The sequence below is a fragment of the Marinitoga arctica genome, assembly GCF_054657315.1.
The window spans coordinates 1-23,687 of record NZ_BAAHYY010000003.1 but is presented as its reverse complement, the minus strand read 5'-3'; the positions used below and the strand labels follow the sequence as shown (position 1 = coordinate 23,687).

The window sequence follows — 23,687 nt, the reverse complement described above, 5'->3', positions numbered from 1 at the left end:
AGTATGTTAATAAATAGTATTATTGTTGAGGACGAAGAACATTCATTAAATAGGTTAAAAAAACTTTTGGATAATTTTGATTATATTAATATAATTGGAGAAGCTAGAGAAGGTGAAGAAGCGGTTGAATTAATAGAAAAAAAACATCCTGATTTATTATTTCTCGACATTAATTTACCAGGGAAAAATGGATTTGATATTTTAAAAGAAATTTCGTATGAACCATTAGTGATTTTTGTAACTGCATATCAAGAACATGCAATAAAAGCATTTGAAGAAAATGCAGTTGATTATTTATTAAAACCATTTGATTTAAAAAGGTTGAAAATATCTATTGAAAGGGTGCTAAAAAGAAAACAAGTTATAAATAAAGAGTTGTTGGAAAAAATTATTCACAATGACTATTTAAAAAAATTTTCTATAAAAGATAGAGATATGATTTTTATTATACCAGAAGAAAAAATTTATTATTTTAAAGCAGAAGATAAATATGTTTTCTTATGTACTATAGATAAAGAGTATTATTATGATAATACATTAAAAAATTTAGAAAAAATTCTCAATCCAGATAAATTTATTAGAATACATAAGAGTTATATTGTATCTATAGAGCATATAAAACGTTTTAAGAAAATTTTTACACGAGAATATATTTTAGAATTGGATAATGGAATAGAATTAAAAATAGGTAGAAATTATTTACATCAAATAAGAGAAAAATTTAAATTTTAACGGGGGTGTTTTTGTGATTAAAGCTAAAAATTTAGTACGAAAATTCGGAGATTTTATTGCAGTAGATAATATTAATTTGGATATTAAAAGTGGTGAAATATACGGTTTTTTAGGACCCAATGGTGCTGGAAAGACTACAACTATTAGAATGTTAACAGGAACATTAAAACCTACAAATGGTGAAATTGAAATTCTTGGAATGAATATGAGAAATCATGAAATTGAAATAAAAGCTAATATAGGTGTAGTTCCAGATGAACCCAAAATGTATGAAAATTTAAAAGGATCAGAATTTATTGAGTTTATAATGAATATTTATGAAGTTGATAAAACGGAAACAAGAAAACGTCTTGATGAAATTTGTGAAGTATTTGAAATTGATTATCTAGATTCATTCATAGGTGATTATTCACATGGTATGAAACAAAAATTAATGGTAGCTTCTGTTTTAATGAGAAAACCAAAAGTTATATTTTTAGATGAGCCAACAGTAGGGTTAGATGCCAAATCAGCAAAAATATTGAAAATGTTATTAGAAAAATATTCCAAAGAAGGTGCTACCATATTTTTAACAACACATATTTTAGAAATAGCAGAAAAAATGTGTGATCGAATAGGTATAATTTCAAACGGAAAATTAATAGCAGAAGGTACACTAACTGAATTAAAAGAATTGTCAAAAGCTGGGGAAAATCAGTCACTTGAAGACTTGTTCCTTGAATTAACAGGTGCTGGAGAATTAGATGATATTATAAAGGAATTATGAGGTGATTGGATGAAAAATAAAATATGGTTAATTTTAAAATACTCATATCAAAATAAAATAAGACCTAAAAAGAAAAAAGATGGAACATATAAAAAAAGTGGCCCTTTAAATGCTTTGATGGCTTATATAGTGCCTGCTATAATATTTGGCGCAACACTCTCACCGATAATGTATTTTTTATTTAAAGATTTAAATATACCTTTTACTCAATTTGGATTAGATCTTCCATGGACTATATTGGATGTTGTTTTTGGTATGTGGTTTTTATTAATGGGATTTATGTTTTTTTTAAATTATTCTCCTGCAATCGTAGCAAATTTATATGAAAGTGATATGACTCAAATTTTATTATCCATGCCTCTAAAAAGATCTTCTATTTACATTTCAAGTGCTATTGATAGTTTAGTTATGGCGGGATTACCATTAGGAATGATGATACCAAATTTTATCATATATGCCATTATCGCGAAAACTAATATTTTACTTTCTTTAGTTGCAGCAATAGGTTACATTTTATTCCTTTTAGTTATTTCAAATTTAGGTGGTGTACTATTTTCTAAATTTTTAACTAAAACATCAGCAAAAAGAATGACTATGATAATGTATTTTTTAAGCGTATTTTTATATGTTGGTATAACAAACATAATACCAAGATCTTTAGAAAATACATCTCTACAGCAACTAGTTGATTCTTTAAAGAATTTATCCAATGTAATGTTAAATATTTTATGGCCACATACATGGATAATACTGGCGATGAATGGGAGTATTTTAGCTCTAGTTTCTATATATGTTATTATTTTTATATTAGGATACATTATATACAAAATTTCAAATAATCTTGAATTATCTACGTCAAGAAAGAAAAGTAAAAAAGCAAATTCTGAAATTATTTTTAAAACCACAAAATTCCCCACATTTAAAAAGGATTTTAAACTCCTTTTCAGGGATTCACAAACATTTTTCCTAATTTTATATCCAATATTTTTGCCTTTGATTTTTATTTTTACCTCTGAATCAACTGAAATAATGAGTTTAGTATTTGTTATGATTTCATCAATTTATGCTGCGATGCTTGGTATATATTCAATGTCTTATGAAGGAAAAATTTGGCCTATTCCAAAATTATATCCATTATCTTTTAAAAATTTGACATTTTCAAAAGTTTTAATTCCTATAATAATTTTCTCTGGAGAATATATAGGTTTAGCTTTATTATCTTTTTTGTTCAAAAAATCAACTGTACAAATTTTTATTGGAATTATACCAGTTTTTTTGATGATAGTATATTCTTCAATTTTAGGAGTTAGTATGTATTTAAAAAATCCAAAAAGAGATCTTTCTCAAAAAAATATAATAAGTGGAAAAGAGGTTTTTGCATTAGAAGGCATTATAATGGGACTTGGTTTTGGAATATTTCTACCTGGAAACTTATATTTAAGTTCAATAAAAAATATCAATTTAAAAAATAGATTTATAGATATATTATTTGATTCAAAAATTTTATATCACCTTATTGGTGCTGCATTACCTATTTTTTTAATACTTTTGACAGTATATTTATCTTATAAAGAATTAAATAACGTAAAAGAAAGGATGAAGCAATGGGAATGAAAAATTATTCTAAGCTAATTTTAAGAAAAATAATTTATAATTATATTACAACCCCTTAATATAAATAATAATATTAACCACATTTGCTCCCGAACGGGAGCATTTTTTTATGATATAATTTTAATTGTATTTTTTATTAATATTTTTTATTTAATTAATCATTTTGGAGGTGAACTATGTTTACAGCTGATTTATCAGAAAAAATTATAAATAACGTGGGGATGGTTATTAAAGGAAAGGAAGAACCTATAAAGATTGTTTTAGCTGCATTTTTTTCTAATGGTCATGTATTGCTTGAAGATGTTCCAGGTACAGGAAAAACAATGTTAGCTAGAGCGCTAGCAAAATCTTTTGATTTAGATTTTAAAAGAGTACAATTTACTCCTGATTTATTACCTAATGATTTAATAGGATTATATATATATGATAAAAATAAAAATGAATTTGTTTTAAAAAAAGGACCTATTTTTACAAATATTTTGTTAGGTGATGAAATTAATAGGGCTACACCCAGAACTCAATCAGCATTATTGGAATCTTTGGCAGAAAATCAGGTTTCTATAGATGGAATAACACATAAACTGGATGATAATTTTTTTGTTATCGCAACACAAAATCCAATTGAATTTGAAGGGACCTTTCCGTTGCCTGAAGCACAGCTGGATAGGTTCATGATCAGACTTAGTCTGGGATACCCAGATATTGAAAATGAAGTTAATATGTTAAATTCTCAGGAAAAAAAGCATCCGATTTATGAAATAAAAAGTGTTTCTAATATTGAAGAAATAAAAAAGATAAAAGAAGAAATAAAAAATGTATTGGTAGGAGATGAAATTAAAAAATATATAGTTGATATTGTAAATAGAACAAGAAATCATAAAGATATTAAAGTTGGAGCTAGTCCTAGAGGTTCAATAGCATTAATGCAATTAGCAAAAAGTATAGCAGCAATTGAAGGAAGAGAATTTGTGATACCAGATGATGTAAAAAAAATAACACCATATGTTTTATCTCATAGAATAATTTTAAAAGCTGAAGCTAAGATAAAAAAAGTATCTGCATATAAATTAATAAATGAAATATTAGATGAAATAAAGGTAATAAAGTAGATGATAATATGAAATATAAAATCAAAGGCTTAGTGTTAATGAGTATATTATCTATATTATTTAATATATTTTATTTTAGTAATTATACAATATTACTATTAACCTTAGTTATATTTGGATGGTACGAATTTTTTCAGAAAAAAAAGGTGTTTGAAAATTTGGAAATAAAATATGATTTAGAATATGAAAAATGCTTTATTGAGGAAGAATTTGAATATAGAATTTACTTAAAAAATAATTCTAATGAGGATATTATTATTACTGTATCACCATCAAATTTACTAAGCAGATTAAAACCTCCATTTCAAAAATTAAAATTATCTGCTCAAGAAAAGAAAAAACTTATATTTATAACTTCATTTGGAACAAGAGGTATTAAGAAAATTGGATATATTAGTATAAATTATAAAACCCCATTGGGATTTGAATTCTGGAAAACAAAAAAAGTAGAAAAAACTATAGAGGTTTTACCGGAATTTATTTATTCGGAATTTAATAAAGAAAGTTTAAAAAAGTTGCTTCCGGGGCAAAAATCAAATATTAGAGTTTTAGAAGATGTAACTTATGTTGAAAATATAGATGAATATAATAATGAACCTATGAATAGAATTAATTGGAAGGTATCTGCAAAATATGATAAATTAATGGTAAAAAAATATTCTTATACGTCTACAGGGAAAATTTATATGTTTGTAGATTTAAATCTTCCTGATGGAATTCCTAAAAATAATATATTTTGGAAGAGTGAAAGAAAAATATATGAAGAATATGCGTTAAAAGCTGCTGCAAGTATAATTAGAAATCAAAAATTAAAACATGAAGACGTTAATTTGGTGGTTATTGGAAAAGAATTAAAAAGAATAACCTCAAATGACTGGATAAATTATTATGATATTCTTTCAATAGCAACTGGAACAGAAGATCCAAAATATAGACTTAAGGAAGTAATAGAAAAAGATCTTCCATACTTTACATATGAAGATACTGTTATTATAATATCCATTCATTTGACAGATGTAATTATCCCTGATTTAATCAAGTTAAGAGCAAAAGCTTCTAAAGTTATAGTATTAATAATGCCTTATGGTTTCAGAATAGAACATGAAGGAAAATTAGATATAAAAGAACATGATATGTTTAGAATAGAAGCTATTGATCTTGAAAAAAAAGCAATTTTATTAGAAGAAAATCATATAATAGTTAGACTTGTATCTCCAAATAACTCATTAACAGAAGTATTCAAAACAATTTAATGGGGGGATTTCATTGAAAAAACAGAGAATGATATATCTTATTTCAATTTTCCTGACGTTTATTCCTTTTAATTTAGATTCAGGTATAGTTCTTTTATTAATGGGTGTATTATTTTCATTTTTATATATAAGAATTAGAAAATTTGGTATGCCATATTATATAGCCTTTCTTGCTTTATTTGGAATATTTATGTTTACTTTTTTCCTGTTAAATGCTGTGGAATCACGAAATTTATATTATAGCTTAAATATAATAGCAATTACAGTATTATCTTATTATCTACCGGAACAGCCGAAAGACGTAATAAAGTTTACATTTTTGTTTTTAATTTTTATAATAATGCTTAGAAATTTAATTAACCCGGTTTTTCCTTTAATAGCATTGATGATATCTTTGTTTGAGCTCTTAAAAGAACAAAAAAATAAAAAAATAGTTATTTTAATATATTCAGTATTTATTATTTTTAGCATCTGGAATTTTAATACATATTATAATCCGTTTAAAAACATCAAATTTTCACCTGACACTCAATTATTGAAAGAAAAACAAATTGAAAATTCAAAAGTAAATAAAGTTTTAGAAGGCGAAAAATATAAAACAAAAAAAACTGTAGTTGAAAAGAAAAAAAATGAATTTTTAGGCGAAATAAATGTTGAAGAAAAAACAATGATTAAAACAAATAATCGAATAGTAGATTTAATAATAATAATTAATATCTTAATAGGTGGAATTATTGCTATAATTACAGCATATATAACTTGGAAATATCTAACAAAAAATGAAAGAAAAAAAGTAATAGTATCTATAATAATATTTTTTTCCATCTTAGTTTTAATGGGAACAGGTATTGTATATATGAAAAGAGGAAGACCACCAATGGTCGATAAAGCGATAAATTCTATTAATCCTTCGGATCAGCTTTCTAATTATAATGCAATGACTTCAGAGCAGAAAATGAATATTTTTAGAGAAATAGTTTCATCACCAAGGACTGCTTTTGTGAAATTATATGAGGAAATAAAATGGTTTTATTTGGGAATTTCAATATTATTTGGAATTTTAATAACATTTATTATAGTCAAATTTATGAAAACACAAGAAAAAGAAAAAGAATTTATAGACAATTTCTCTGTGGATAAATATGAAGAAGAAGAAATCCCTAATTTAATAGATGTTGGTTATAAATATATTAGAAAGCAATTTTTTAATACATTTTCTCATTTAACGCCGTATGAGTTATTATACAGAATAAAATATCCAGAAGAATTTGAACTTTTAACAAATCTTTTTGTTCTAAAAGAATATGGAGAGAAGAATTATGATTATACACATGAGGAAATAAAGAGAATTATTATTAAAAGCATAGATTATTTTAAAGACAAAAATAATATTAACTAGTCATATCGATAACGTGTCTTTTTTATTAAAAGGATGTGTTGATTCATCAAAATGAAAACACACTAATAATATAATATAATAGTTCGGATACCGAATCGTATTCTTTTGAATATATAATAAAGATAGATATTCAAAGGAGGGGGAAAATATGAGAATCATAAAGGATTTTTTAAATAAAAAATTAGATTATATGTTAAATAAAGCATCTGAAAATGAGGTAGATGGTCTCGTAGAAAACTTTAAAGAAGAAGCACTAGAAAATATATATATGAATAATAACCTAATATAAGAAGCCCAGTTAAAGGGCTTCTTTTTTTATTCTAATAGCATTTACATTCCAATATACCGCAAGTCCATCGAAATTACATTTTTTTATTTCCTCAATTAATAATTTAATTTTATCCTCTTCATCTACTATTTCAATAATTATAGGTAAATCTTCACTTAAAGTAAAAAAATCTGCTCTATGAACATGATGTTTTTCACCAAATCCCATAATACCTTTTAAAACTGTTACTCCTTTTATTCCATGTTCATAACATAACTTTACAATATGTTTATATGCAGGCTCATGTCCACAATGATCAGTTTCTCCCAAATATATTCTTAAAAAATTCATGATCCAATCCTCCCTAATGTATAGCCTAAAAATGCAAGTAAAAGCCCTAAAAAAACACTTATAAATAGATACAAAATAGAATAAAAACCAAAAGATTCTTCGTTTAAAATTATAGTTTCATACATGAAAGTGGAAAAAGTTGTAAAAGAACCAATAAATCCAGTAGCAAAAAATAACATAAAGTTTTTTGGTATTTCTAATTTATGGATGCTTAAGGACATTAAAAAACTTAAAATAAAGGCACCTAATAAATTAACGAACAATGTACCATAAGGAATATTAGATAAAGAAAAATAGTTGTTTATGTATTTTGATAAAAGATATCTTGAAATGGCTCCTAAAAAACCTCCAAGACCAATATATATTAAAGACATAACCATACCTCCACATGTAAAGATAAACGGAGCCAGCAGGGCTCCGTTTAAATAGTGACAATTATTTTACCTTTGCCTTTAATTCTTTACCAGCTTTAAATTTAGGTACTTTACCACCAGGAATTTCAATAGCTTCTTTTGTTTGTGGGTTAACACCTTTTCTTGGTTTTCTTTCAACAACTTCAAATGTTCCAAAACCAACAATTTTAACACTTTCACCTTTTCCTAAAGTTTCTGATACAACTTCTACGAAAGAATCAACGAATAAAGCAGCTTCTTTTTTTGTAACATTAACTTTTTCAGCTAATGCACTAACGAGTTCTTTTTTGTTCATACATGCACCCCCTATATATTGATATAAACGCATTTCAAAGGAATTTTACCACATTTTTTTCTTAAAATCAAGTATTAATGTAAATTTTAGCGTTTTTTCTTGTATAAAAATTTTAAAATTACCAAAAGAAGCATTTATTCATTAAAAAAATACTAAAAAACACGTCATTATTTAGAAACCACTTAGGACTGGAATTGTAATATTTCTTTTGGTAAAATATACTCGGTCAGTTGGGGACGTGGTGCAGTTGGTTAGCATGCCGGTCTGTCACACCGGTGGCCGCGGGTTCGAGTCCCGTCGTCCCCGCCAGAACTCTCCGTAAGGAGAGTTTTTTTATTTCACAACACTAACATCAATAACTTCTCTTCATATGAAGAGAAGTTATTTTATTCATTATATTCAAATGCTTCATCGCTTGATGGAGTTACATCTATTTTATGTAAAATTCCAAATTCAAAACCTTTTCTCATTTCATGGTCAATAACATTTAATTCTTATAACCAAAATTCCACAATTAGTATTGATATAAAAATCTTTATTCTCTTCACCATTCAAATTTACAGTATAATTTTTCCAAATTTAGACTTAAAATATTATTATATATTAAAATAATAAATCCCGGCTTTTGCCGGGATTTATTATTTATTATTAGAAACTTACTGAACCTTTTACATATGCATTCCAGTAGAAGTCTTTTCCACCATATACAGCATTGCTTAAATGTAAGCCTGTCGTAATAGAATCATTTGGCATGTATGTTAACTCAGCAACGTATAAGAAATCAGCTGGTTCATTAAATGTTTCTTCAAAGTAATTTCCATCTGTATCTGTATCGCTGAAGTTCTTTACAGATAAATCTAAAGCAACTTTATCTACAGGTTTAACTGTTACAGAAACCATATAACCTAAATTATTTGTAGCATCTTTTGTAGCAGCATATAATTTATACCATGTATCAAATGATACTGTAACCATATCTGCTTCATATCCTGCATTTGCATGAATATCTACAGCATAATCATCTGAAACTTTATCTAAAGCAACTGAATTTAATGTTACATCATAAGCAGCTGATACCATATCCATTGTTGTAGAACCAGAAACTTTTGCAGATAAATTTAAAGGAGAAGCAATTTCTGTTCCATCAGCTTTAGAAACTTTAACACTTTCAATGTTGAATAAATCATGAATTTTGTTTGCATATTCAACAGCATATGTATATGTCATATCGCCTGGTAATGGTAATGTAACTGTATCTGTTAAGGTTAAACTTCCAGCAACACCAAAATCTGATAATACATCTGCTCCAAACGTAACTTCTGTTGCATCTGTAACAGGTTTAATGAATGCTGGCAATGTAGCAGACTTTGCATAATCAAATGTCATATGAGGTGTTACTGTAAACATTCCTGTTCCATAATCTTTTGAAAAACTTGAAGAAACAAAATATGATGATGATCCATCATGAGAACCAAAGAATACATCAGTTGTTAATCCATCTAAAGCATCATTACCTGCTAATTCTGCAGAAAATGCAAACCCTGTTTTTGTAGCTGGACCAGCAATTGCTAATCTTGTTGCTTCAGAAGCCCATACAGCTGCAGTTAAATTAGCATCAAACATTGAAATTGATAAATCTTTTTTACCAGCTAATAAATCACCATTTAACATTACAGGATTATCTGATGATGTTGCATCTGCATTAACATCATAACCTGATGTTAAATCAACATATAAAAATTCTGCATCAAAATCTTTTAATGTAACTAAAGCATATCTGTCACCTATTGCAGGTAATTGTGCATTTCCATCAGCATCATATGTGTTATATAAAATATATGTTGAGTAATCCAACATACCACCGTTGTTAAACAATGCTTTTAACATTGCGTCTTCATATGTAATACTATCTAAGCTTGGAGCACCAGTAACTAAATCTCCTGATAAAGAAACTGTTAACATACCATCTGTTTTTCCTTCAAGTGGGGCTGAATATGTTGCACTAAATGCAGTTTTAATTGATAATCCATTATCCAATTTCAAATCTAATCCATTTTCATCAAAACCTACTTCAAAACTTACAGTTCCTTCAAATACAGGATTTGTAACTGATAATGTTGCAGGCACTTCTGTAGCCGCAAATGCAGATACGATAAATGCTAATGCCATGACTAAAACAAGAATCTTCTTCATTTAAACAACCTCCTTAAATATAATTTAATTTAATTTGATATAAACTGCAATTATTTTATCACATTTGTAAATAAAAGTCAAGAGTTTTTAACGTTAAATTAATTAATCACGCAATATATTATTTCATCACAAAAGGAATAACAATTGCAACTCCAGCTAATGCTATTCCAGCAATTGCTAACATATTTGCTTTCTTTGCAACGTCTTCATTAGCAGAAATTTTTCCATCAACAGTTGATATTTTATCAGATAATTCATCTACTTGATCTTGAAGGTCTAACATATCTTCAACAACCATATCTGCATTATTAAATGCTCTATAAGCAACTTTTGTAACTTCTTCAAGTTTATTACTTGTTTTTTCTAAATCTTTAGATAATTTATCTACAGTCTCCATATCAGCTTTCATTGAAAGCATATCTTTTAATTCTTGATGTTCTTTTGAATTCATACCAGCTACATAATCTAAATCAGATTTTACTGTATCTAATTCTTCCCATAAACCATCAATGTTTTCAATATTTACAGCAACATCATCACTTAATTTTGGTAAAACATTTAATCTATCTGATAGATCAAGAACAGTATATTTTAATTCTAAATAGCTTCTTGAAGAGTTGCTTTTTAATGCATCTAAATCCTTTTCTAACATAGTAACTTTTTTTGTTAAATTGATTAATACATTTTGATTAGCTGTTACTGCAGATTCAACTGCACCTAATTTTACTCCGAATGCATTAAATTTTTCATCTGTAACCATGTTTAAATCTGCTAATTTTTTATCTAACATTTTTAATACAGTTTCTACTCTTTTAATATCTTCAGCTTTTGCTAAAACTGGATCATTTTCAACATATGTTAATGTGTCTGATAATAATACTGCAATTTCAGCTTTTGTTAAAACAACATCTGGATTAAAATTATCTTCCATAGGAAGAATGCCTCTATTTGCTAAATCCATAACATACTCATATGCCCAATGATCCTCAGGAACATCTTTAAATGCAAATGATAATACTCCGAAAAGAACTAATGCCAATACTAACAATGTTTTACGCATACACTCTACCCCCTCTTTTAAATTTTGAATTTTTTTTTGTTATTAAAACACACTATATATTATACTATAAAAAGATAAGAATTTGTCAATGAGTTTTTAGTTTAAAAAATCTTCTTTTTCCAATTCTTAGTATTTCATCATCTTTAATTTCTAATAATTGGAAAGGATCATTAATTTTGGAGCTATTCAACTTAACGGCCCCTTGATTTATAAGCCTTTTAGCTTCGCTCTTGCTCGAAATAGATTTGGTTTTCATTAATAGATTAATAGCTGTTATAGGACTTTCTACAACAATTTCTTCCATTTCATCAGGTATATCTTTTTTTTGAAAAACTTTTATAAATTCATTTTGTGCATATTTTGCTTTTTCTTCATTATGGAAAAATTTAACGATTTCATAAGCTAATATCATTTTTATATCTCTAGGATTAATAGAATTATTCTTTATTTTTTCTTCATAATCTTTAATAGTTTCTTCTGGAACATCTGTAGCCAATCTCATATATTTTATTATTAATGTATCTGGTATAGACATTACTTTTCCATACATATCAAAAGGTTCATCTTCAAAAGCAATATAATTATCATAAGATTTGCTCATTTTTAAATTTCCATCTGTTCCTTCAATTATTGGCATAGTTAAGACAATTTGTGGTTCTTGACCATATGCCTCTTGAATTTTTCTTCCAACAAGCAAATTAAATAGTTGATCAGTTCCACCTATTTCAACATCTGCTTCCACCATTACTGAATCGAAAGCCTGAGCCAATGGGTACATGAATTCAGAAACACTAATAGGTTCATTGTTTGATAAACGTTTTGCAAAATCATCTCTTTCGAGCATTCTTGCAACTGTATAATTAGATGAAAGCTTTATAACATCATAAAATGTAAGTTTGTCTAACCATTCACTATTAAAACGAATTTCAGTTTTTTCAGAATCTAAAATTTTAAAAGCTTGTTTTTTATATGATTCAGCATTTTGTTCAACTTCTTCCTTAGTTAGCATAGGTCTTGTTTTAGAACGACCTGAAGGGTCACCAATTCTAGCAGTAAAATCTCCAATGATTAAAACCACCTGGTGACCTAAATCTTGAAATTCTCTTAGCTTTTTTAAAACTACAGCATGACCTAAATGAAGGTCAGGCCTTGAAGGATCAACGCCTAATTTTACTCTTAAGTGCTTTTTGGATTTTAAACGTTCTTTTAAATCTTCTTCGGTTATTAAATCGACAGCATTTCTTTTTATTATTTCAAAGTGTTTTTCAAAATCCACTATTTATTCACCTCGCAAGAAGTGCAGCTGTTACAAAACAAGAAATCATGAATAAAACTCCAGTCCATAATGCCATTTTTGCAGCAGGGTCAAAACCTTTTTCTCTACCAAACATTGTATGTGATGCACCAGAACCAAAAGCTCCACCTAACTCAGCATTTTTTTGCATTCTTTGTAATGCAAAATAAATTAAAGCGATAGAGAGAATTACGTGAACAATGACAGCTAATATTGTTAAAATAGACACTTCATCTTCCTCCTTTGTATAATATGTTCTTTTTTCTCAAAAATATTATACACTAAAAGTCACAAGAATTCAAGTAAAATTAAATTCAAATATAATTTTGAGATTATCGTTTTGTGAAATTAATTTGTATGAAAAGGTTTTTAAACATAATATTGTTAAAATTTATTAGAAAAAAAGATAGGAGGTGTTTGCATGCCTATATATAGATATGTTTGTGATAGCTGTGGTTATGAATTTACAGTTATGCATGGAATGAGTGAAACGCCAGAAATATTATGTGAAAAATGCGGTAATGTTGCGAAGAAAGGAATAGGTAAAGTAGGTATCTCTTTTAAAGGAAATGGTTTTTATATAAATGATTCTAAAAATTCAAGTAATACAACAAGTGAAAAAAAATAGGCGGCAACTGCCGCCTATTATCCCCCTGGATTATAAATAATTATCTTTTCCCCTTGCCACCTCTTTTCTTATCAAGTCTTCTGGAGTACTCTGATAATTTTCTGTCACTGTCTCTCAAAAATCTTGTAAGCTTCTTTTCGAATTCATCGTCTTTTTTTTCTTCTTGAACATCCTCAGTTTTTAAGGAAAGTTCAACTTTACCATCTTTTGTTTTTCCTATAATTTTTCCTTCGAGTTCTTGACCAACTTTTAAAAAGTCTGAGATGTTTTTTACATAGTCATTTGAAATCTTTGAAATGTGAATAAAACCTTCTTCACCTGATTCTAATGTAACAAAAGCTCCGAATTTTTTAATGTCTTTCACCGTTACTTTCACAGTTTCTCCAAATGCCATACTTTTAGCCACAAATACTACCTCCATAAAATAATTTATATATAACAATATGGGAGGTTATCCTCCCACTTATGAGTTGAGAAATTTTGCATATTTGTTTTTGAATTTTTGAACTCTACCTTCTGTATCGATAATTTGAGAACTTGTTTCACCTAAATAAAATGGGTGACATTTTGAACATACATCAACACGGAAGTTTTCTTCGGTACTATAAAGATGATGTTCAGCACCACATGCGCATTTTACAGTAATGAGCTTCATTTCGGGGTGTATTCCTTTTTTCATGTTCTTCACCTCTATATTATAATATTTTTTGTCTGACAAATTATAACATATTCTCTTTTCTTAGTCAAGGATGAATTTATATTTTAATAAACAATTATATTAAAATTTAATTATGAGATAGTTTTATAATTAAGATTTCAGGTGAAGAAAATAATCTTAAATTAAACCATGAACCTAATCCTTTATTGATATACATTATTTTATTTTTTGAAAAATCTTTTCGTCCTTTTAAATAGAAAGCATATTTTTTTAGAAAAAATTTTGTAATTAATGGAATATATATTTGCCCACCATGCGTATGTCCTGCTAATATTAAGTTGGCTTGATCAAAGATTTCTTTATTATAAAAAATAGTATCAGGGATATGCTCTAATACAATAGTATAACTTGCTGGTGATGTGTCAATAAAGCTAATTTTTTTGTATATAGGTAATCCGATTAAATTTAATGAGAAATCATTAAAATATATATTTATTGTATTATCGTTTATTACATGTATGTTGTTTTTATTATATACATCATTTACCATATTTAAATTATAGTAGTCCCAATTTCCGTAAATTGTATAAACAGGCGCTATTTTGCTTAATTTTTCAAAGAAGAGGTTAAGACTATTTTTATCTGTGTTTTTAATTATAGAATCTCCTGTATAAAGTATTAAGTCAGGTTTTTCATCTTTTAATTTTTTTATAATTTTATTATGAAAAAAAATATATTTATATATGTGAAGATCACTAATATGGGCTATTTTTATATTTTTATTTAATTCGGGAATATTAATCTCTAAATAATTTTTTTGAATAGAAAAAGGTTCTATAAAAAAAGCATAAATTATGGTCATAAATATTATTAATATAGCTAAACGTAAATATTTCATACTTTTCCATCCTTAATGTATATTTAGATTTTCTTAAATAATTATAAATATTTATATCTTATTCATTGATATTAAAATATTTAAGTAATTATAACGTTTATTATTCTATGTTAAAAATGATAAAATAAAATTACGAATATATTAAAAAATTAAGGGGGGGACAGAGATGGAAACAGTGACAATATTAAATTTAAAAGGTGAAAAGATTGAATTAAATACAAACACAGTTTTTCCAGTTATATTAGCAGATGTAATGTATGAAGGAGATTTGGATTTAATGATGGCAGATTTGAAGAGTAAGAAGAAACTTATGACTGAAGCAAATAAAATAAGAAAGCTTTCTGACCATATTCCTGGAATAATTTCTAATTTTGTTACAAAACCTTTTATTTTTTCGGAGTTTTTATCTTATTTAAATGAATTTGAATTAAGACCTTCTGACTTTAACCATGCAACTTTAAATGAGTTATATGATATTATCCTAGATTATGCTGATCATCATAATTTTAAAGAATTAAAAGAAATAATAAAATTTATGATAGAAATAGATCCTAATTATACACCAGCTTACGAAGTTTTGGGGTCAGTTTTAGTAGAAGAGGGTAATTTAGAAGATGGAAAAAAATATCTTGAATTAGCAGTAAAACAAGATCCGTGGAATTATGCAGCGTTATCAGAGTTAGGAGAAACATATTTCAATTTAGGAGAATATGAAAAAGCGGCGGAAATTTGGTTAAAAGAAGTGGAGTTAATGCCAGAAAATACGGTTACGTATTTTCTAATAGCAGATGCTTATAGTCAATGTGGAAATTTTAAAAAAGCTGCAAGAATATTGGAAAAGTTCTTAAATAAGTATCCTAAGAGTATTTTAGCAAAATATGAACTTATGGAAATATACAAAAAACTTGGAAGGAATATTGAAGCTGAAGAATTAAAAGAAGAAATTGCAAAGTCTCAACCAGAATATGTAAGTGATGTTGAAATATGGGCTAAAATAATGTTCCAAAATGGGAAATATGACAAGGTAGAAAAATTTATAATTAAATTTTTAAATAAAAATAATGAATATGAACATTTTAGAATCTTACTATCGATTCCGCTTTTGAAAAATGGGAAAAAGGAAGAAGCAAAATTAGTTATTAGAGAGATTAAAGAAAAGTTTCCATGGTATTATTACGGTATGAAAAATATATTAGAAGATGTTCTTAAAGAAGATGAAAAAGATATTCTTGTGGATTAATGAAGATGTAAATATAATTATAAAAGCTTTTTTAAAAAATAAATTAATTTTACTCCCGATTTTTTCGGGAGTTATTTTTGCATATATATTATTAGGAAAAATTAATATTATAATATTGTTACTAGGGTTGATAGCTTTTATTGATTATAATACTTTCTATATTTCAGATATATTATTATTTTTTGTTATAATATTTGGAATTTTTGATACGAATATATTAAATATTTTTATAGGTGTTTTATTAATATTCTTATTACTTAATTATGCTAAAAAAGATAAATTAGGTTATGGAGATCTAAAGTTGATATTTGTATTGTCATTAATTTATGGAATTAATGTTTTTTATATAATGATGTTTTCAGCATTAATAGGATTAATTTTTGAAAGAAAAAAAAAGGTTCCCCTCGGATATTATTTATTCTGGGGAACTATTGCCGAAAATATTTGGATGATCTATTTCCACCCATTCTCCTTCTTTTAAAGTATTTGGGAGAAAAAGATTACCTATTGCTATCCTTTTTAGATCAATCACTTCTAAGCTAATAGCTTTCATCATTCTTTTTATTTGATGAAATTTTCCTTCAGAAATTTTAATTGTTATGATGTTATTTTCAATCTTATCTATAATAGCGGGTTTTGTTTTAAAATCTTTTAACTGAATACCCATTTCTAATTTTTTTATTTTATCTCTTGTAATTAATCCTTTTACTTTAACTATATATGTTTTAAATATATTCTTTTTAGGAGATATTATTTTATGAATTAAATTACCATTATTTGTTAAAAATAATAATCCATGAGCATCTTTATCTAACCTTCCAGCAATTCGTAATTCGTTTTTATATTTATGGTTTATTAACTGTAAAGCATACTTGTCCTTATTATCATAAGTTGAAGATAAATATCCAACTGGTTTATTAAGTATAATATATATATATTTATGATGTTCAATTTTTTTACCATTATATTCGATAGTATCATCTTCACTAACCTTAAAATCAAACTTCTTAATTACTTTTCCATTAACACTAATTAATCCTTTTCTAATTAATTGTTTTACGCCTTTTCTAGAACCTATCTTAGCATTTGCTAAAAACTTATCTAATCTTTCCATTTTTTTCTTCCTTTTGTTATATACGAATATACATCTTCTAATGAAATTTTCATACTCCTGTAAGAACATTTTATATTATATTTTTTTAAAAGTTCTTCAAATTGTTTAGATTTTAAAGGTGTTTCTATTATAGCGGTAGTAGAAGATAAAATTTTTAAACCAAAAATATTTTCGTTATTTTTAATATTTTCAAGTGAAGACAAATATTCAGAATTTTCTAATTCAACTTCTATAATAGAAATATCATTTTCAAATTTTTTCATAATATTTATCATTTTATCATGTGCAATGATTTTCCCATCTAATAAAATAGCAATTTCAGAAGCTATTTGTTCTACTTCCCACATATAATGTGATGATATTAATATGGTTTTTTTGTTTTTTAAATTTTCATCCAAAATATATTCTCTAATAAATCTTGATGTTTCTACATCAATTGCAATAGTAGGTTCATCCAACAAAAGAAGTTTAGGATTTTTTATCAATGATCTAGCAATATTTAGTTTTTGTTTATTTCCTGATGAAAGATTTTTAGTCAATCTGTTTTTATATTGAGAAAGCCCAAAGTCTTCGAGCAAATTTAAAGCTTTTGTACGTAAATTTTCTCTGACATTACTTATTTTTCCAAATAAGATAAGATTTTCATAAGGAGTTAAATCATCTTCTAAAACAGTATAATCAGAAACTAGACTTATAATTTTTCTAACTTTATTTTTTTCTTTTATTACATTAATGCCAAAAGCATTTATTTCCCCTGATGAAGGTAAAATTAGAGTTGATACTATTTTCATTAAAGTAGATTTTCCTGCTCCATTAGGACCCAGTAGTCCTACAATTTTGCTTTCGCCTATCTCGAAATTAATATTATCTAATGCAATAACATTTCCAAATTTTCTAGTAACATTCTTCATTTCAATAGCTTTGATCATAATGCACCTCACATATCATATTTAATACTTTTTTTAATTCTTCTTTCCAAATCTCTTTTTGCAATATCTTCTCTTTTATCATATAATTTTTTACCTTTTACAAGGGCGATTTCTACTTTTATTAATCCTTTTTCATTGAAATACATTTTCAAAGGAATAATAGTTAATCCCTTTTCTTTTACTTTTTGATCTAATTTCAAAATTTCATATTTATGCATTAATAATTTTCTAGGTCTTTCTGGATCATGATTAAAAACAGAGGCATTTTTGTATTGACTGATATGAGCATTATATAAAAAAATTTCACCATTTTCAATTTTACAAAAAGCATCTTTTAAGTTTACACGACCATCTCTTAAAGATTTTACCTCTGATCCAAGTAATTCAATGCCAGCTTCATATTTTTCTAATATATGGTATTGATATGTAGCGTGTTTATTATTCGTTATAATTTTCATTCTTTATCCTCCGTTTCAGAAGAAAGTTTTTCAGAAAATTCACTTTTTCTCTTTATAGCTCTATTTATTCTTTCAGCTCTTTTTTTACCAATTCCTGGGACATTAATTAATTCATCCATATTAGCTTTCATTAAAGTATCTAAATTTTTAAATGTTTCTACAACATTTCTTACAATAATTGAAGGTATTCGTGTAGAATACAATAATCTAAATCCTCTAGGTGCAACAAAAAATTCTTCTAAGTCGTCTTCTGTTTCAATATCATAGCCTAATTTTTTAGCAATTATTTTCATATTTAAAAAATCTTCAGTTTTTAATCCATCGAATAATGTTAAGGAATCTTGAGGGTATTGAAAATCCAATAAATTTTTTGAATAATCCATGATTAAAGCACCTAAATATCGGGGGGTGATTCTATAAATTTCATTTATTTCAAGCCTAGAGCTCTCAGCAGCTTCTCCTAATTCCATTAAATATTTTTCAGCTTTTTCAGCAACTTTTAATGTCATAAATCCCTTAGATATTGCTTCAACTACATTTGATAATATAACTCTATTTTCCATTTCAGAAATGTTTATTTCTGACAACAAATCAAAAAATCCCTGCTTATATCTTTGAGCAACCGCAATTTCCTGATTTAATCTTGGTAATATAATAATTTCAGGATATAAAATTCTACTATGATTCCCTTGATAAATAGATACCTGATTTCGTCTTTTGGAGACAGCAATAAGAATTTCATTTGTTTGTTTAGCCATTCTTTCAGCAGTTCTATGTCTCATGCCTGTCTGATAACTTGGAATATTACTTGAAGGATTTAATTGGGCATTAGCATATAAAATTTTTGTTGCGTCTTTATTTAAGACAATGGCACCATCCATTTTTGCTAATTCATATAATCTTTCTGGTTCAAAATCGGTATCTATAATAAATCCTAATTGTATTAATCCATTTTCTAAATGTCCCTCTGCATTATCGGTTAAAAATATTAATGCACCCAAGTTAGCGGAAATTATTAGATCAATACCAGTTCTTAATTTTTTACCTGGAGCGAGAAAATTAAGGATATCTGAAAAAAAATCTTTCATTTTAATCACCTCTATCCAAAAAATCGTTTTACTAAATCCGTTAGATTTTTAATTTTTAATGTTTTTTCATAATTTTCTTTTGAACTTGGAATAACTATATTTTCTATACCTAATTTTTTTGCAAAATCGATTCTTTTGTCTAAGTTCCTTATATTCCTTATGTTTCCATCTAATCCTATCTCCCCTAATACAATTATAGAATTAGAGGTTGAAATATCGAATAATGAAGACAGTAAAGCATATGCTATAGCTAAATCACTTGAAGTATCAGAGATTTTAAAACCTCCAGATGTACTTAAAAATATATCTTTTGATTCAAAAGGTAATCTTAAGCGTTTGCTTAATACAGCTATTATCATTAATAATCTATCTAAAGGGGCACCAGAGGTAACTCTTCTGGGATTACCGTATACAGGTTTACTTACTAAAGCCTGTATTTCAATTGGAATTAATTTACTTCCCTCTTTTACAATAGTTAAAACATTACCGGAAGCATTTTTATAATCTTTTAAAAAATAATGCGTGTATTCAGAAATAGCTTTTAGTCCTGTTTGAGTCATCTCGAACATCAAAATTTCATCTGTTGGACCATATCTATTTTTTAGAATTCTTAGCATGCGCAATCCGGAGGTTTTTTCAAGCTCAAATTGTAATACAGCATCAACCATATGTTCTAAAATTTTTGGCCCTGCAATAATACCGCCTTTTGTAACATGTCCTACAATAATTAAAGTTATACCATTTTTTTTACAATATTCTGAAAGATATCGGGTTGCTTCTTTTACTTGCAAAACACTGCCAGCATAAGAAGAAAATTTATCAGATTTTATAGTTTGAATAGAGTCTATAATTAGTAAGTCTGGCTTTTCCTCAAGATTTTCTATTAAAGATATAAATTTTTCGAGAGAATTTTCGAATACTAAACCAATCTTATTTTTATTTATATTTTCATTAAGTCTTTTAAATCTTTGAAAAACTTGTTCTGCTGATTCTTCTCCAGAAACATAAATTACATTTTTTTCTTTTCCTATATTAGACGAAATTTGGGTTAATAAAGTACTTTTTCCAATTCCAGGTTCCCCTGCTAATAGGTAAACAGCACTTTCTACAAATCCACCATATAAAATATCATCTAATTCTTTAAATCCAGTTTTGATCTTAACAGGTTCTTTTATATTATCAGTTAAAAATAATATTTCTGAAGGGGAAGTCTTTACTGTATCATCAAAAACATCCGCGGTGAATTCCACCGCGGTATTCCATTCATTACATGAAGGGCATTTTGCAAACCATTTAGTGCTTTCATAACCACATTCTGAACAGACAAAATAATTTTGTTTCTTTTTTGACATTATAGCACCTTCTGCTTAGGATTTCTTTTTCTTCCTTTTTTGAAATGAATATTGTTATTTTTTACATCAATTATTACTTTATCGCCTTCTTGAAATCTACCTTTTAATATTTCTTCAGAGAGGGGGTCTTCAAGGTACTTTTGAATAGATCTTTTTAAAGGTCTGGCGCCAAATATCGGATCAAACCCTTTTTCTATTAATAGGTTAATAGCTTCTTCTTTGAACTTTAAATGTAAATCTTTTTCTTTCAATCTATTTTCTAAATCTTTCAATTGAATTTTTATTATTTCCTTCATATCTTCTTTTGTAAGAGGATGGAAAACAACAGTTTCATCTAATCTGTTTAAAAACTCTGGTTTGAAAGCTTTTCTAACTTCTTCCATTACTGATAATTTTATTTCATTATATTTCTTCTCTTCAGATTCCTCATCAACAAAACCCATTGATCTTTTTGTTCTATTAATTACCGAACTTCCTAAATTACTTGTCATAATTATGATAGAATTTCTAAAATCAACAACCCTACCTTGGGAATCTGTTAATCTTCCATCATCCATTATTTGTAGTAATATATTATAGACATCTGGATGTGCTTTTTCGATTTCATCAAGAAGAATAACAGAATAAGGCCTTCTTCTAACTGCTTCGGTTAATTGTCCACCTTCTTCATAACCTACATAACCCGGAGGAGCTCCAACTAATCTAGAAACATTGAATTTTTCCATATATTCAGACATGTCTATTCTGACTAAAGCCTTTTCGTCACCAAATAAGTATTCAGCAATGGTTTTTGCCAATTCGGTTTTACCAACACCTGTAGGACCCAAGAACAAAAATACTCCGGTTGGTCTTTTTGGATCTTTTATCCCACTTCTTGCACGTCTAATGGCTTTTGAGACCGCATTTATAGCTTCATGTTGTCCAATAACTCTTTCGTGTAATACCGATTCGAGATTGAGCAATCTTTCCATTTCAGACATCTCCAATTTCTTTAGTGGAACTCCAGTCCAATCTGATACAACTTCAGAAATATGTTCATCTGTAATTTCTATAATTTCTTTTTCAGCTTTTTTTCTCCATTCGGTATATTTTTTTGTATATTTTTTCTTTAATTTAGATATTTCATCTTTTAATTCTTCTATTTCTTCATATTTATCCTGTTGCATCAAATAATCTTTTTTATTTTCCATTTCTGTTATTTTATTTAACATATTTTTTAAGCTTTTTGGTAAAGTTAAAGCATTTAATCTTATTCTTGCACCAGCTTCGTCTATTAAATCTACAGCTTTATCAGGTAAAAATCTATCAGTTATATATCTTAATGATAGATTAACGGCTGCCTCTAAAGCATCGTTTGTATATTTTACTTTATGATGCTCTTCATATTTTGATTTTATACCTTTTAAAATAGCTAAAGCCTCTTCGTAATTTGGTTCATTAACATAGATCTTCTGGAAACGCCTTTCTAATGCAGGATCTTTCTCTATAAATTTTCTATATTCAGAAGGGGTTGTAGCACCTATTACAGTTATATTCCCACTAGCTAAAGCGGGTTTTAAAACATTTGCAGCATCCATAGAAGAACCTTCGGCGGCACCAGCTTCAACTATCATATGCAATTCATCTATAAATAATATAATATCTTTATTTTTTTCTAGAATTTGCATTAATTTTTTCATTCTTTTTTCAAATTCGCCACGATATTTAGTTCCCGCAACTAATGAGGTTAAATCAAGAGAAAAAATACATTTATTTTTTAGAACTTCAGGCACATCACCTTTTACAATTTTCTCAGCTAAACCCTCTACAATTGCACTTTTCCCAACGCCAGCTTCACCGATTAATACTGGATTGTTCTTCTTTCTTCTGGCTAGAATTTCCATTAATCTTCTAATTTCAACTTCCCTGCCTATAACAGGATCTAATTCCTGTTTAGCGGCTTTCTCAGTTAAATCGACACCATAACCTTCTAGTTGTTTAAGAGCATTTTGCCTTTGTCTCAACCTTTCTTCGTCTTCTTCTTCGAAAGAAGAAACATCACCTTTCATTGATTCACTTTTGTTTAACATTAAATCGGCAAGTTTTTTTCTCATGTCAACAAGATTAATACCTAATCTTCTTAATACGTGTGCAGCAATTCCCTCACCTTCTCTACATATACCTAATAAAAGATGTTCAGCATCTATTTGAGAAGTGCCAAGAATCTCCGATTCATCATATGCAAGCTCAATAATTCGTTTTGCTCTTGGAGTAGGTTGAGGAGAAGAACCTACAATGTTATGAGATGCATTAACACCAACTATATTTGTTATTTCAGATTTTATTTTGCCATATGTTAAATTATAATATGAAAATATTTGAGATAAGTATTTTCCATTAACCTTTAAAAGTCCTAATAATAGATGTTCTGTGCCAACGTATGGATGTCCCATAAATCTAGCTTCATTTTGTGCTTCGATGAAGACTTTTGCCGCTCTATCAGTAAAGTTATCAAACATATTATCACCTCCATAACTAATTAATATTTTAACACATTTTCACTAAATTATGAAGTCTTTAATTTTAAATAAATATA

General features: G+C 27.2%; 26 protein-coding genes and 1 tRNA gene. 11 read left to right on the top strand and 16 right to left on the bottom strand.

Going from position 1 to position 23,687, the window contains the following annotated elements:
* The first annotated feature begins 3 nt into the window (after positions 1-3).
* The 7 genes from ACYQ44_RS01395 (at position 4) to ACYQ44_RS01365 (ending at position 7,162) form a co-directional block, all read left to right on the top strand.
* A complete protein-coding gene (locus ACYQ44_RS01395; protein WP_459994688.1) occupies positions 4-732 on the top strand; it encodes a LytR/AlgR family response regulator transcription factor in 729 nt (242 codons plus the stop codon).
* A 13-nt stretch (positions 733-745) separates the two neighbouring features.
* On the top strand, positions 746-1,498 hold the full coding sequence (locus tag ACYQ44_RS01390) for an ABC transporter ATP-binding protein (RefSeq protein ID WP_459994687.1): 753 nt from the start codon (positions 746-748) through the stop codon (positions 1,496-1,498).
* Between the two features lie 9 nt (positions 1,499-1,507).
* Positions 1,508-3,112: a hypothetical protein gene (locus tag ACYQ44_RS01385; RefSeq protein WP_459994686.1), complete on the top strand. Its 1,605-nt coding sequence runs from the start codon at positions 1,508-1,510 to the stop codon at positions 3,110-3,112.
* A gap of 176 nt (positions 3,113-3,288) precedes the next feature.
* A complete protein-coding gene (locus ACYQ44_RS01380; RefSeq protein ID WP_459994685.1) occupies positions 3,289-4,221 on the top strand; it encodes an AAA family ATPase in 933 nt (310 codons plus the stop codon).
* A gap of 8 nt (positions 4,222-4,229) precedes the next feature.
* Positions 4,230-5,474, top strand: a complete 1,245-nt coding sequence (locus ACYQ44_RS01375) for a DUF58 domain-containing protein (protein WP_459994684.1) — start codon at positions 4,230-4,232, stop codon at positions 5,472-5,474.
* A 13-nt stretch (positions 5,475-5,487) separates the two neighbouring features.
* Positions 5,488-6,873 (top strand): hypothetical protein, encoded by a 1,386-nt coding sequence (locus ACYQ44_RS01370; protein ID WP_459994683.1) that lies wholly within the window; start codon positions 5,488-5,490, stop codon positions 6,871-6,873.
* A gap of 148 nt (positions 6,874-7,021) precedes the next feature.
* Positions 7,022-7,162: a hypothetical protein gene (locus ACYQ44_RS01365; RefSeq protein ID WP_459994682.1), complete on the top strand. Its 141-nt coding sequence runs from the start codon at positions 7,022-7,024 to the stop codon at positions 7,160-7,162.
* 9 nt (positions 7,163-7,171) lie between these two features.
* Here the strand turns inward: ACYQ44_RS01365 and ACYQ44_RS01360 are convergent, their stop codons facing one another.
* The 3 genes from ACYQ44_RS01360 to ACYQ44_RS01350 form a co-directional block, all read right to left on the bottom strand.
* Entirely contained in the window at positions 7,172-7,492 is a 321-nt protein-coding gene (locus ACYQ44_RS01360) for a DUF190 domain-containing protein (protein ID WP_459994681.1), read from the bottom strand.
* Entirely contained in the window at positions 7,489-7,866 is a 378-nt protein-coding gene (gene crcB, locus ACYQ44_RS01355; RefSeq protein WP_459994680.1) for a fluoride efflux transporter CrcB, read from the bottom strand. The genes ACYQ44_RS01360 and crcB overlap by 4 nt, the downstream gene beginning before the upstream one ends.
* A gap of 61 nt (positions 7,867-7,927) precedes the next feature.
* Positions 7,928-8,200, bottom strand: a complete 273-nt coding sequence (locus ACYQ44_RS01350; protein WP_459994679.1) for an HU family DNA-binding protein — start codon at positions 8,198-8,200, stop codon at positions 7,928-7,930.
* A gap of 232 nt (positions 8,201-8,432) precedes the next feature.
* On the opposite strand from ACYQ44_RS01350, the gene ACYQ44_RS01345 reads away from it, so the two are divergent.
* Positions 8,433-8,509 (top strand) — tRNA-Asp (locus ACYQ44_RS01345).
* Positions 8,510-8,848: 339 nt separating this feature from the next.
* On the opposite strand, the gene ACYQ44_RS01340 is transcribed toward ACYQ44_RS01345, so the two are convergent.
* The 4 genes from ACYQ44_RS01340 to secG all read right to left on the bottom strand — a co-directional run bounded on the left by ACYQ44_RS01340 (position 8,849) and on the right by secG (position 12,976).
* Positions 8,849-10,393, bottom strand: a complete 1,545-nt coding sequence (locus ACYQ44_RS01340) for a hypothetical protein (protein WP_459994678.1) — start codon at positions 10,391-10,393, stop codon at positions 8,849-8,851.
* Positions 10,394-10,511: 118 nt separating this feature from the next.
* Complete coding sequence (locus ACYQ44_RS01335) at positions 10,512-11,453, bottom strand: S-layer homology domain-containing protein (protein WP_459994677.1); 942 nt, start codon at positions 11,451-11,453, stop codon at positions 10,512-10,514.
* Positions 11,454-11,538: 85 nt separating this feature from the next.
* Entirely contained in the window at positions 11,539-12,729 is a 1,191-nt protein-coding gene (gene tyrS / locus ACYQ44_RS01330; protein ID WP_459994676.1) for a tyrosine--tRNA ligase, read from the bottom strand.
* Positions 12,730-12,736: 7 nt separating this feature from the next.
* The gene (secG, locus tag ACYQ44_RS01325) at positions 12,737-12,976 is read right to left on the bottom strand and encodes a preprotein translocase subunit SecG (protein WP_459994675.1); all 240 of its coding nucleotides are present in this window, start codon (positions 12,974-12,976) and stop codon (positions 12,737-12,739) included.
* Positions 12,977-13,168: 192 nt separating this feature from the next.
* On the opposite strand from secG, the gene ACYQ44_RS01320 reads away from it, so the two are divergent.
* Positions 13,169-13,375 (top strand): FmdB family zinc ribbon protein, encoded by a 207-nt coding sequence (locus ACYQ44_RS01320; RefSeq protein ID WP_459994674.1) that lies wholly within the window; start codon positions 13,169-13,171, stop codon positions 13,373-13,375.
* A 40-nt stretch (positions 13,376-13,415) separates the two neighbouring features.
* Here ACYQ44_RS01320 and ACYQ44_RS01315 read toward each other — a convergent pair whose 3' ends face one another.
* The 3 genes from ACYQ44_RS01315 to ACYQ44_RS01305 all read right to left on the bottom strand — a co-directional run bounded on the left by ACYQ44_RS01315 (position 13,416) and on the right by ACYQ44_RS01305 (position 14,931).
* A complete protein-coding gene (locus ACYQ44_RS01315) occupies positions 13,416-13,769 on the bottom strand; it encodes a S1 RNA-binding domain-containing protein (protein ID WP_459994770.1) in 354 nt (117 codons plus the stop codon).
* A 69-nt stretch (positions 13,770-13,838) separates the two neighbouring features.
* A complete protein-coding gene (gene rpmE / locus ACYQ44_RS01310) occupies positions 13,839-14,054 on the bottom strand; it encodes a 50S ribosomal protein L31 (protein ID WP_459994673.1) in 216 nt (71 codons plus the stop codon).
* A gap of 106 nt (positions 14,055-14,160) precedes the next feature.
* A complete protein-coding gene (locus tag ACYQ44_RS01305) occupies positions 14,161-14,931 on the bottom strand; it encodes a metallophosphoesterase (protein ID WP_459994672.1) in 771 nt (256 codons plus the stop codon).
* Between the two features lie 166 nt (positions 14,932-15,097).
* Between ACYQ44_RS01305 and ACYQ44_RS01300 the strand changes: the two genes are divergently transcribed.
* A complete protein-coding gene (locus ACYQ44_RS01300) occupies positions 15,098-16,171 on the top strand; it encodes a tetratricopeptide repeat protein (protein WP_459994671.1) in 1,074 nt (357 codons plus the stop codon).
* Complete coding sequence (locus tag ACYQ44_RS01295) at positions 16,146-16,652, top strand: prepilin peptidase (protein WP_459994670.1); 507 nt, start codon at positions 16,146-16,148, stop codon at positions 16,650-16,652. Before ACYQ44_RS01300 ends, ACYQ44_RS01295 begins: the two co-directional genes overlap by 26 nt.
* Here the strand turns inward: ACYQ44_RS01295 and ACYQ44_RS01290 are convergent.
* From ACYQ44_RS01290 to ACYQ44_RS01265, 6 genes are read right to left on the bottom strand one after another with little or no spacing between them, the layout of a single operon-like run.
* Positions 16,587-17,285: a pseudouridine synthase gene (locus ACYQ44_RS01290; RefSeq protein WP_459994669.1), complete on the bottom strand. Its 699-nt coding sequence runs from the start codon at positions 17,283-17,285 to the stop codon at positions 16,587-16,589. The two genes, ACYQ44_RS01295 and ACYQ44_RS01290, sit on opposite strands and share 66 nt — an antisense overlap.
* A complete protein-coding gene (locus ACYQ44_RS01285) occupies positions 17,273-18,214 on the bottom strand; it encodes an ABC transporter ATP-binding protein (RefSeq protein ID WP_459994668.1) in 942 nt (313 codons plus the stop codon). The genes ACYQ44_RS01290 and ACYQ44_RS01285 overlap by 13 nt, the downstream gene beginning before the upstream one ends.
* Positions 18,215-18,222: 8 nt before the next feature.
* The gene (smpB, locus tag ACYQ44_RS01280) at positions 18,223-18,672 is read right to left on the bottom strand and encodes an SsrA-binding protein SmpB (RefSeq protein ID WP_459994667.1); all 450 of its coding nucleotides are present in this window, start codon (positions 18,670-18,672) and stop codon (positions 18,223-18,225) included.
* Positions 18,669-19,760 carry a DNA integrity scanning diadenylate cyclase DisA gene (gene disA, locus ACYQ44_RS01275; protein ID WP_459994666.1) on the bottom strand — a complete coding sequence of 364 codons (1,092 nt, stop codon included), beginning with the start codon at positions 19,758-19,760 and terminating at the stop codon, positions 18,669-18,671. The genes smpB and disA overlap by 4 nt, the downstream gene beginning before the upstream one ends.
* An 11-nt stretch (positions 19,761-19,771) precedes the next feature.
* Positions 19,772-21,112, bottom strand: coding sequence for a DNA repair protein RadA (gene radA / locus ACYQ44_RS01270; protein ID WP_459994665.1), 1,341 nt, complete (start codon positions 21,110-21,112; stop codon positions 19,772-19,774).
* Complete coding sequence (locus tag ACYQ44_RS01265; protein ID WP_459994664.1) at positions 21,112-23,610, bottom strand: ATP-dependent Clp protease ATP-binding subunit; 2,499 nt, start codon at positions 23,608-23,610, stop codon at positions 21,112-21,114. The genes radA and ACYQ44_RS01265 overlap by 1 nt, the downstream gene beginning before the upstream one ends.
* Positions 23,611-23,687: the final 77 nt, after the last annotated feature.

Coding starts and splice junctions, on each gene's coding strand:
- ACYQ44_RS01395 (WP_459994688.1), top strand. CDS start 4: ATGTTAATAAATAGTATTATTGTTGAGGACGAAGAACATTCATTAAAT.
- ACYQ44_RS01385 (WP_459994686.1), top strand. CDS start 1,508: ATGAAAAATAAAATATGGTTAATTTTAAAATACTCATATCAAAATAAA.
- ACYQ44_RS01380 (WP_459994685.1), top strand. CDS start 3,289: ATGTTTACAGCTGATTTATCAGAAAAAATTATAAATAACGTGGGGATG.
- ACYQ44_RS01375 (WP_459994684.1), top strand. CDS start 4,230: ATGAAATATAAAATCAAAGGCTTAGTGTTAATGAGTATATTATCTATA.
- ACYQ44_RS01365 (WP_459994682.1), top strand. CDS start 7,022: ATGAGAATCATAAAGGATTTTTTAAATAAAAAATTAGATTATATGTTA.
- ACYQ44_RS01360 (WP_459994681.1), bottom strand. CDS start 7,492: ATGAATTTTTTAAGAATATATTTGGGAGAAACTGATCATTGTGGACAT.
- crcB (WP_459994680.1), bottom strand. CDS start 7,866: ATGTCTTTAATATATATTGGTCTTGGAGGTTTTTTAGGAGCCATTTCA.
- ACYQ44_RS01350 (WP_459994679.1), bottom strand. CDS start 8,200: ATGAACAAAAAAGAACTCGTTAGTGCATTAGCTGAAAAAGTTAATGTT.
- ACYQ44_RS01340 (WP_459994678.1), bottom strand. CDS start 10,393: ATGAAGAAGATTCTTGTTTTAGTCATGGCATTAGCATTTATCGTATCT.
- ACYQ44_RS01335 (WP_459994677.1), bottom strand. CDS start 11,453: ATGCGTAAAACATTGTTAGTATTGGCATTAGTTCTTTTCGGAGTATTA.
- ACYQ44_RS01320 (WP_459994674.1), top strand. CDS start 13,169: ATGCCTATATATAGATATGTTTGTGATAGCTGTGGTTATGAATTTACA.
- ACYQ44_RS01315 (WP_459994770.1), bottom strand. CDS start 13,769: ATGGCATTTGGAGAAACTGTGAAAGTAACGGTGAAAGACATTAAAAAA.
- rpmE (WP_459994673.1), bottom strand. CDS start 14,054: ATGAAAAAAGGAATACACCCCGAAATGAAGCTCATTACTGTAAAATGC.
- ACYQ44_RS01305 (WP_459994672.1), bottom strand. CDS start 14,931: ATGAAATATTTACGTTTAGCTATATTAATAATATTTATGACCATAATT.
- ACYQ44_RS01300 (WP_459994671.1), top strand. CDS start 15,098: ATGGAAACAGTGACAATATTAAATTTAAAAGGTGAAAAGATTGAATTA.
- ACYQ44_RS01295 (WP_459994670.1), top strand. CDS start 16,146: ATGAAAAAGATATTCTTGTGGATTAATGAAGATGTAAATATAATTATA.
- ACYQ44_RS01290 (WP_459994669.1), bottom strand. CDS start 17,285: ATGGAAAGATTAGATAAGTTTTTAGCAAATGCTAAGATAGGTTCTAGA.
- ACYQ44_RS01285 (WP_459994668.1), bottom strand. CDS start 18,214: ATGATCAAAGCTATTGAAATGAAGAATGTTACTAGAAAATTTGGAAAT.
- smpB (WP_459994667.1), bottom strand. CDS start 18,672: ATGAAAATTATAACGAATAATAAACACGCTACATATCAATACCATATA.
- disA (WP_459994666.1), bottom strand. CDS start 19,760: ATGAAAGATTTTTTTTCAGATATCCTTAATTTTCTCGCTCCAGGTAAA.
- radA (WP_459994665.1), bottom strand. CDS start 21,112: ATGTCAAAAAAGAAACAAAATTATTTTGTCTGTTCAGAATGTGGTTAT.
- ACYQ44_RS01265 (WP_459994664.1), bottom strand. CDS start 23,610: ATGTTTGATAACTTTACTGATAGAGCGGCAAAAGTCTTCATCGAAGCA.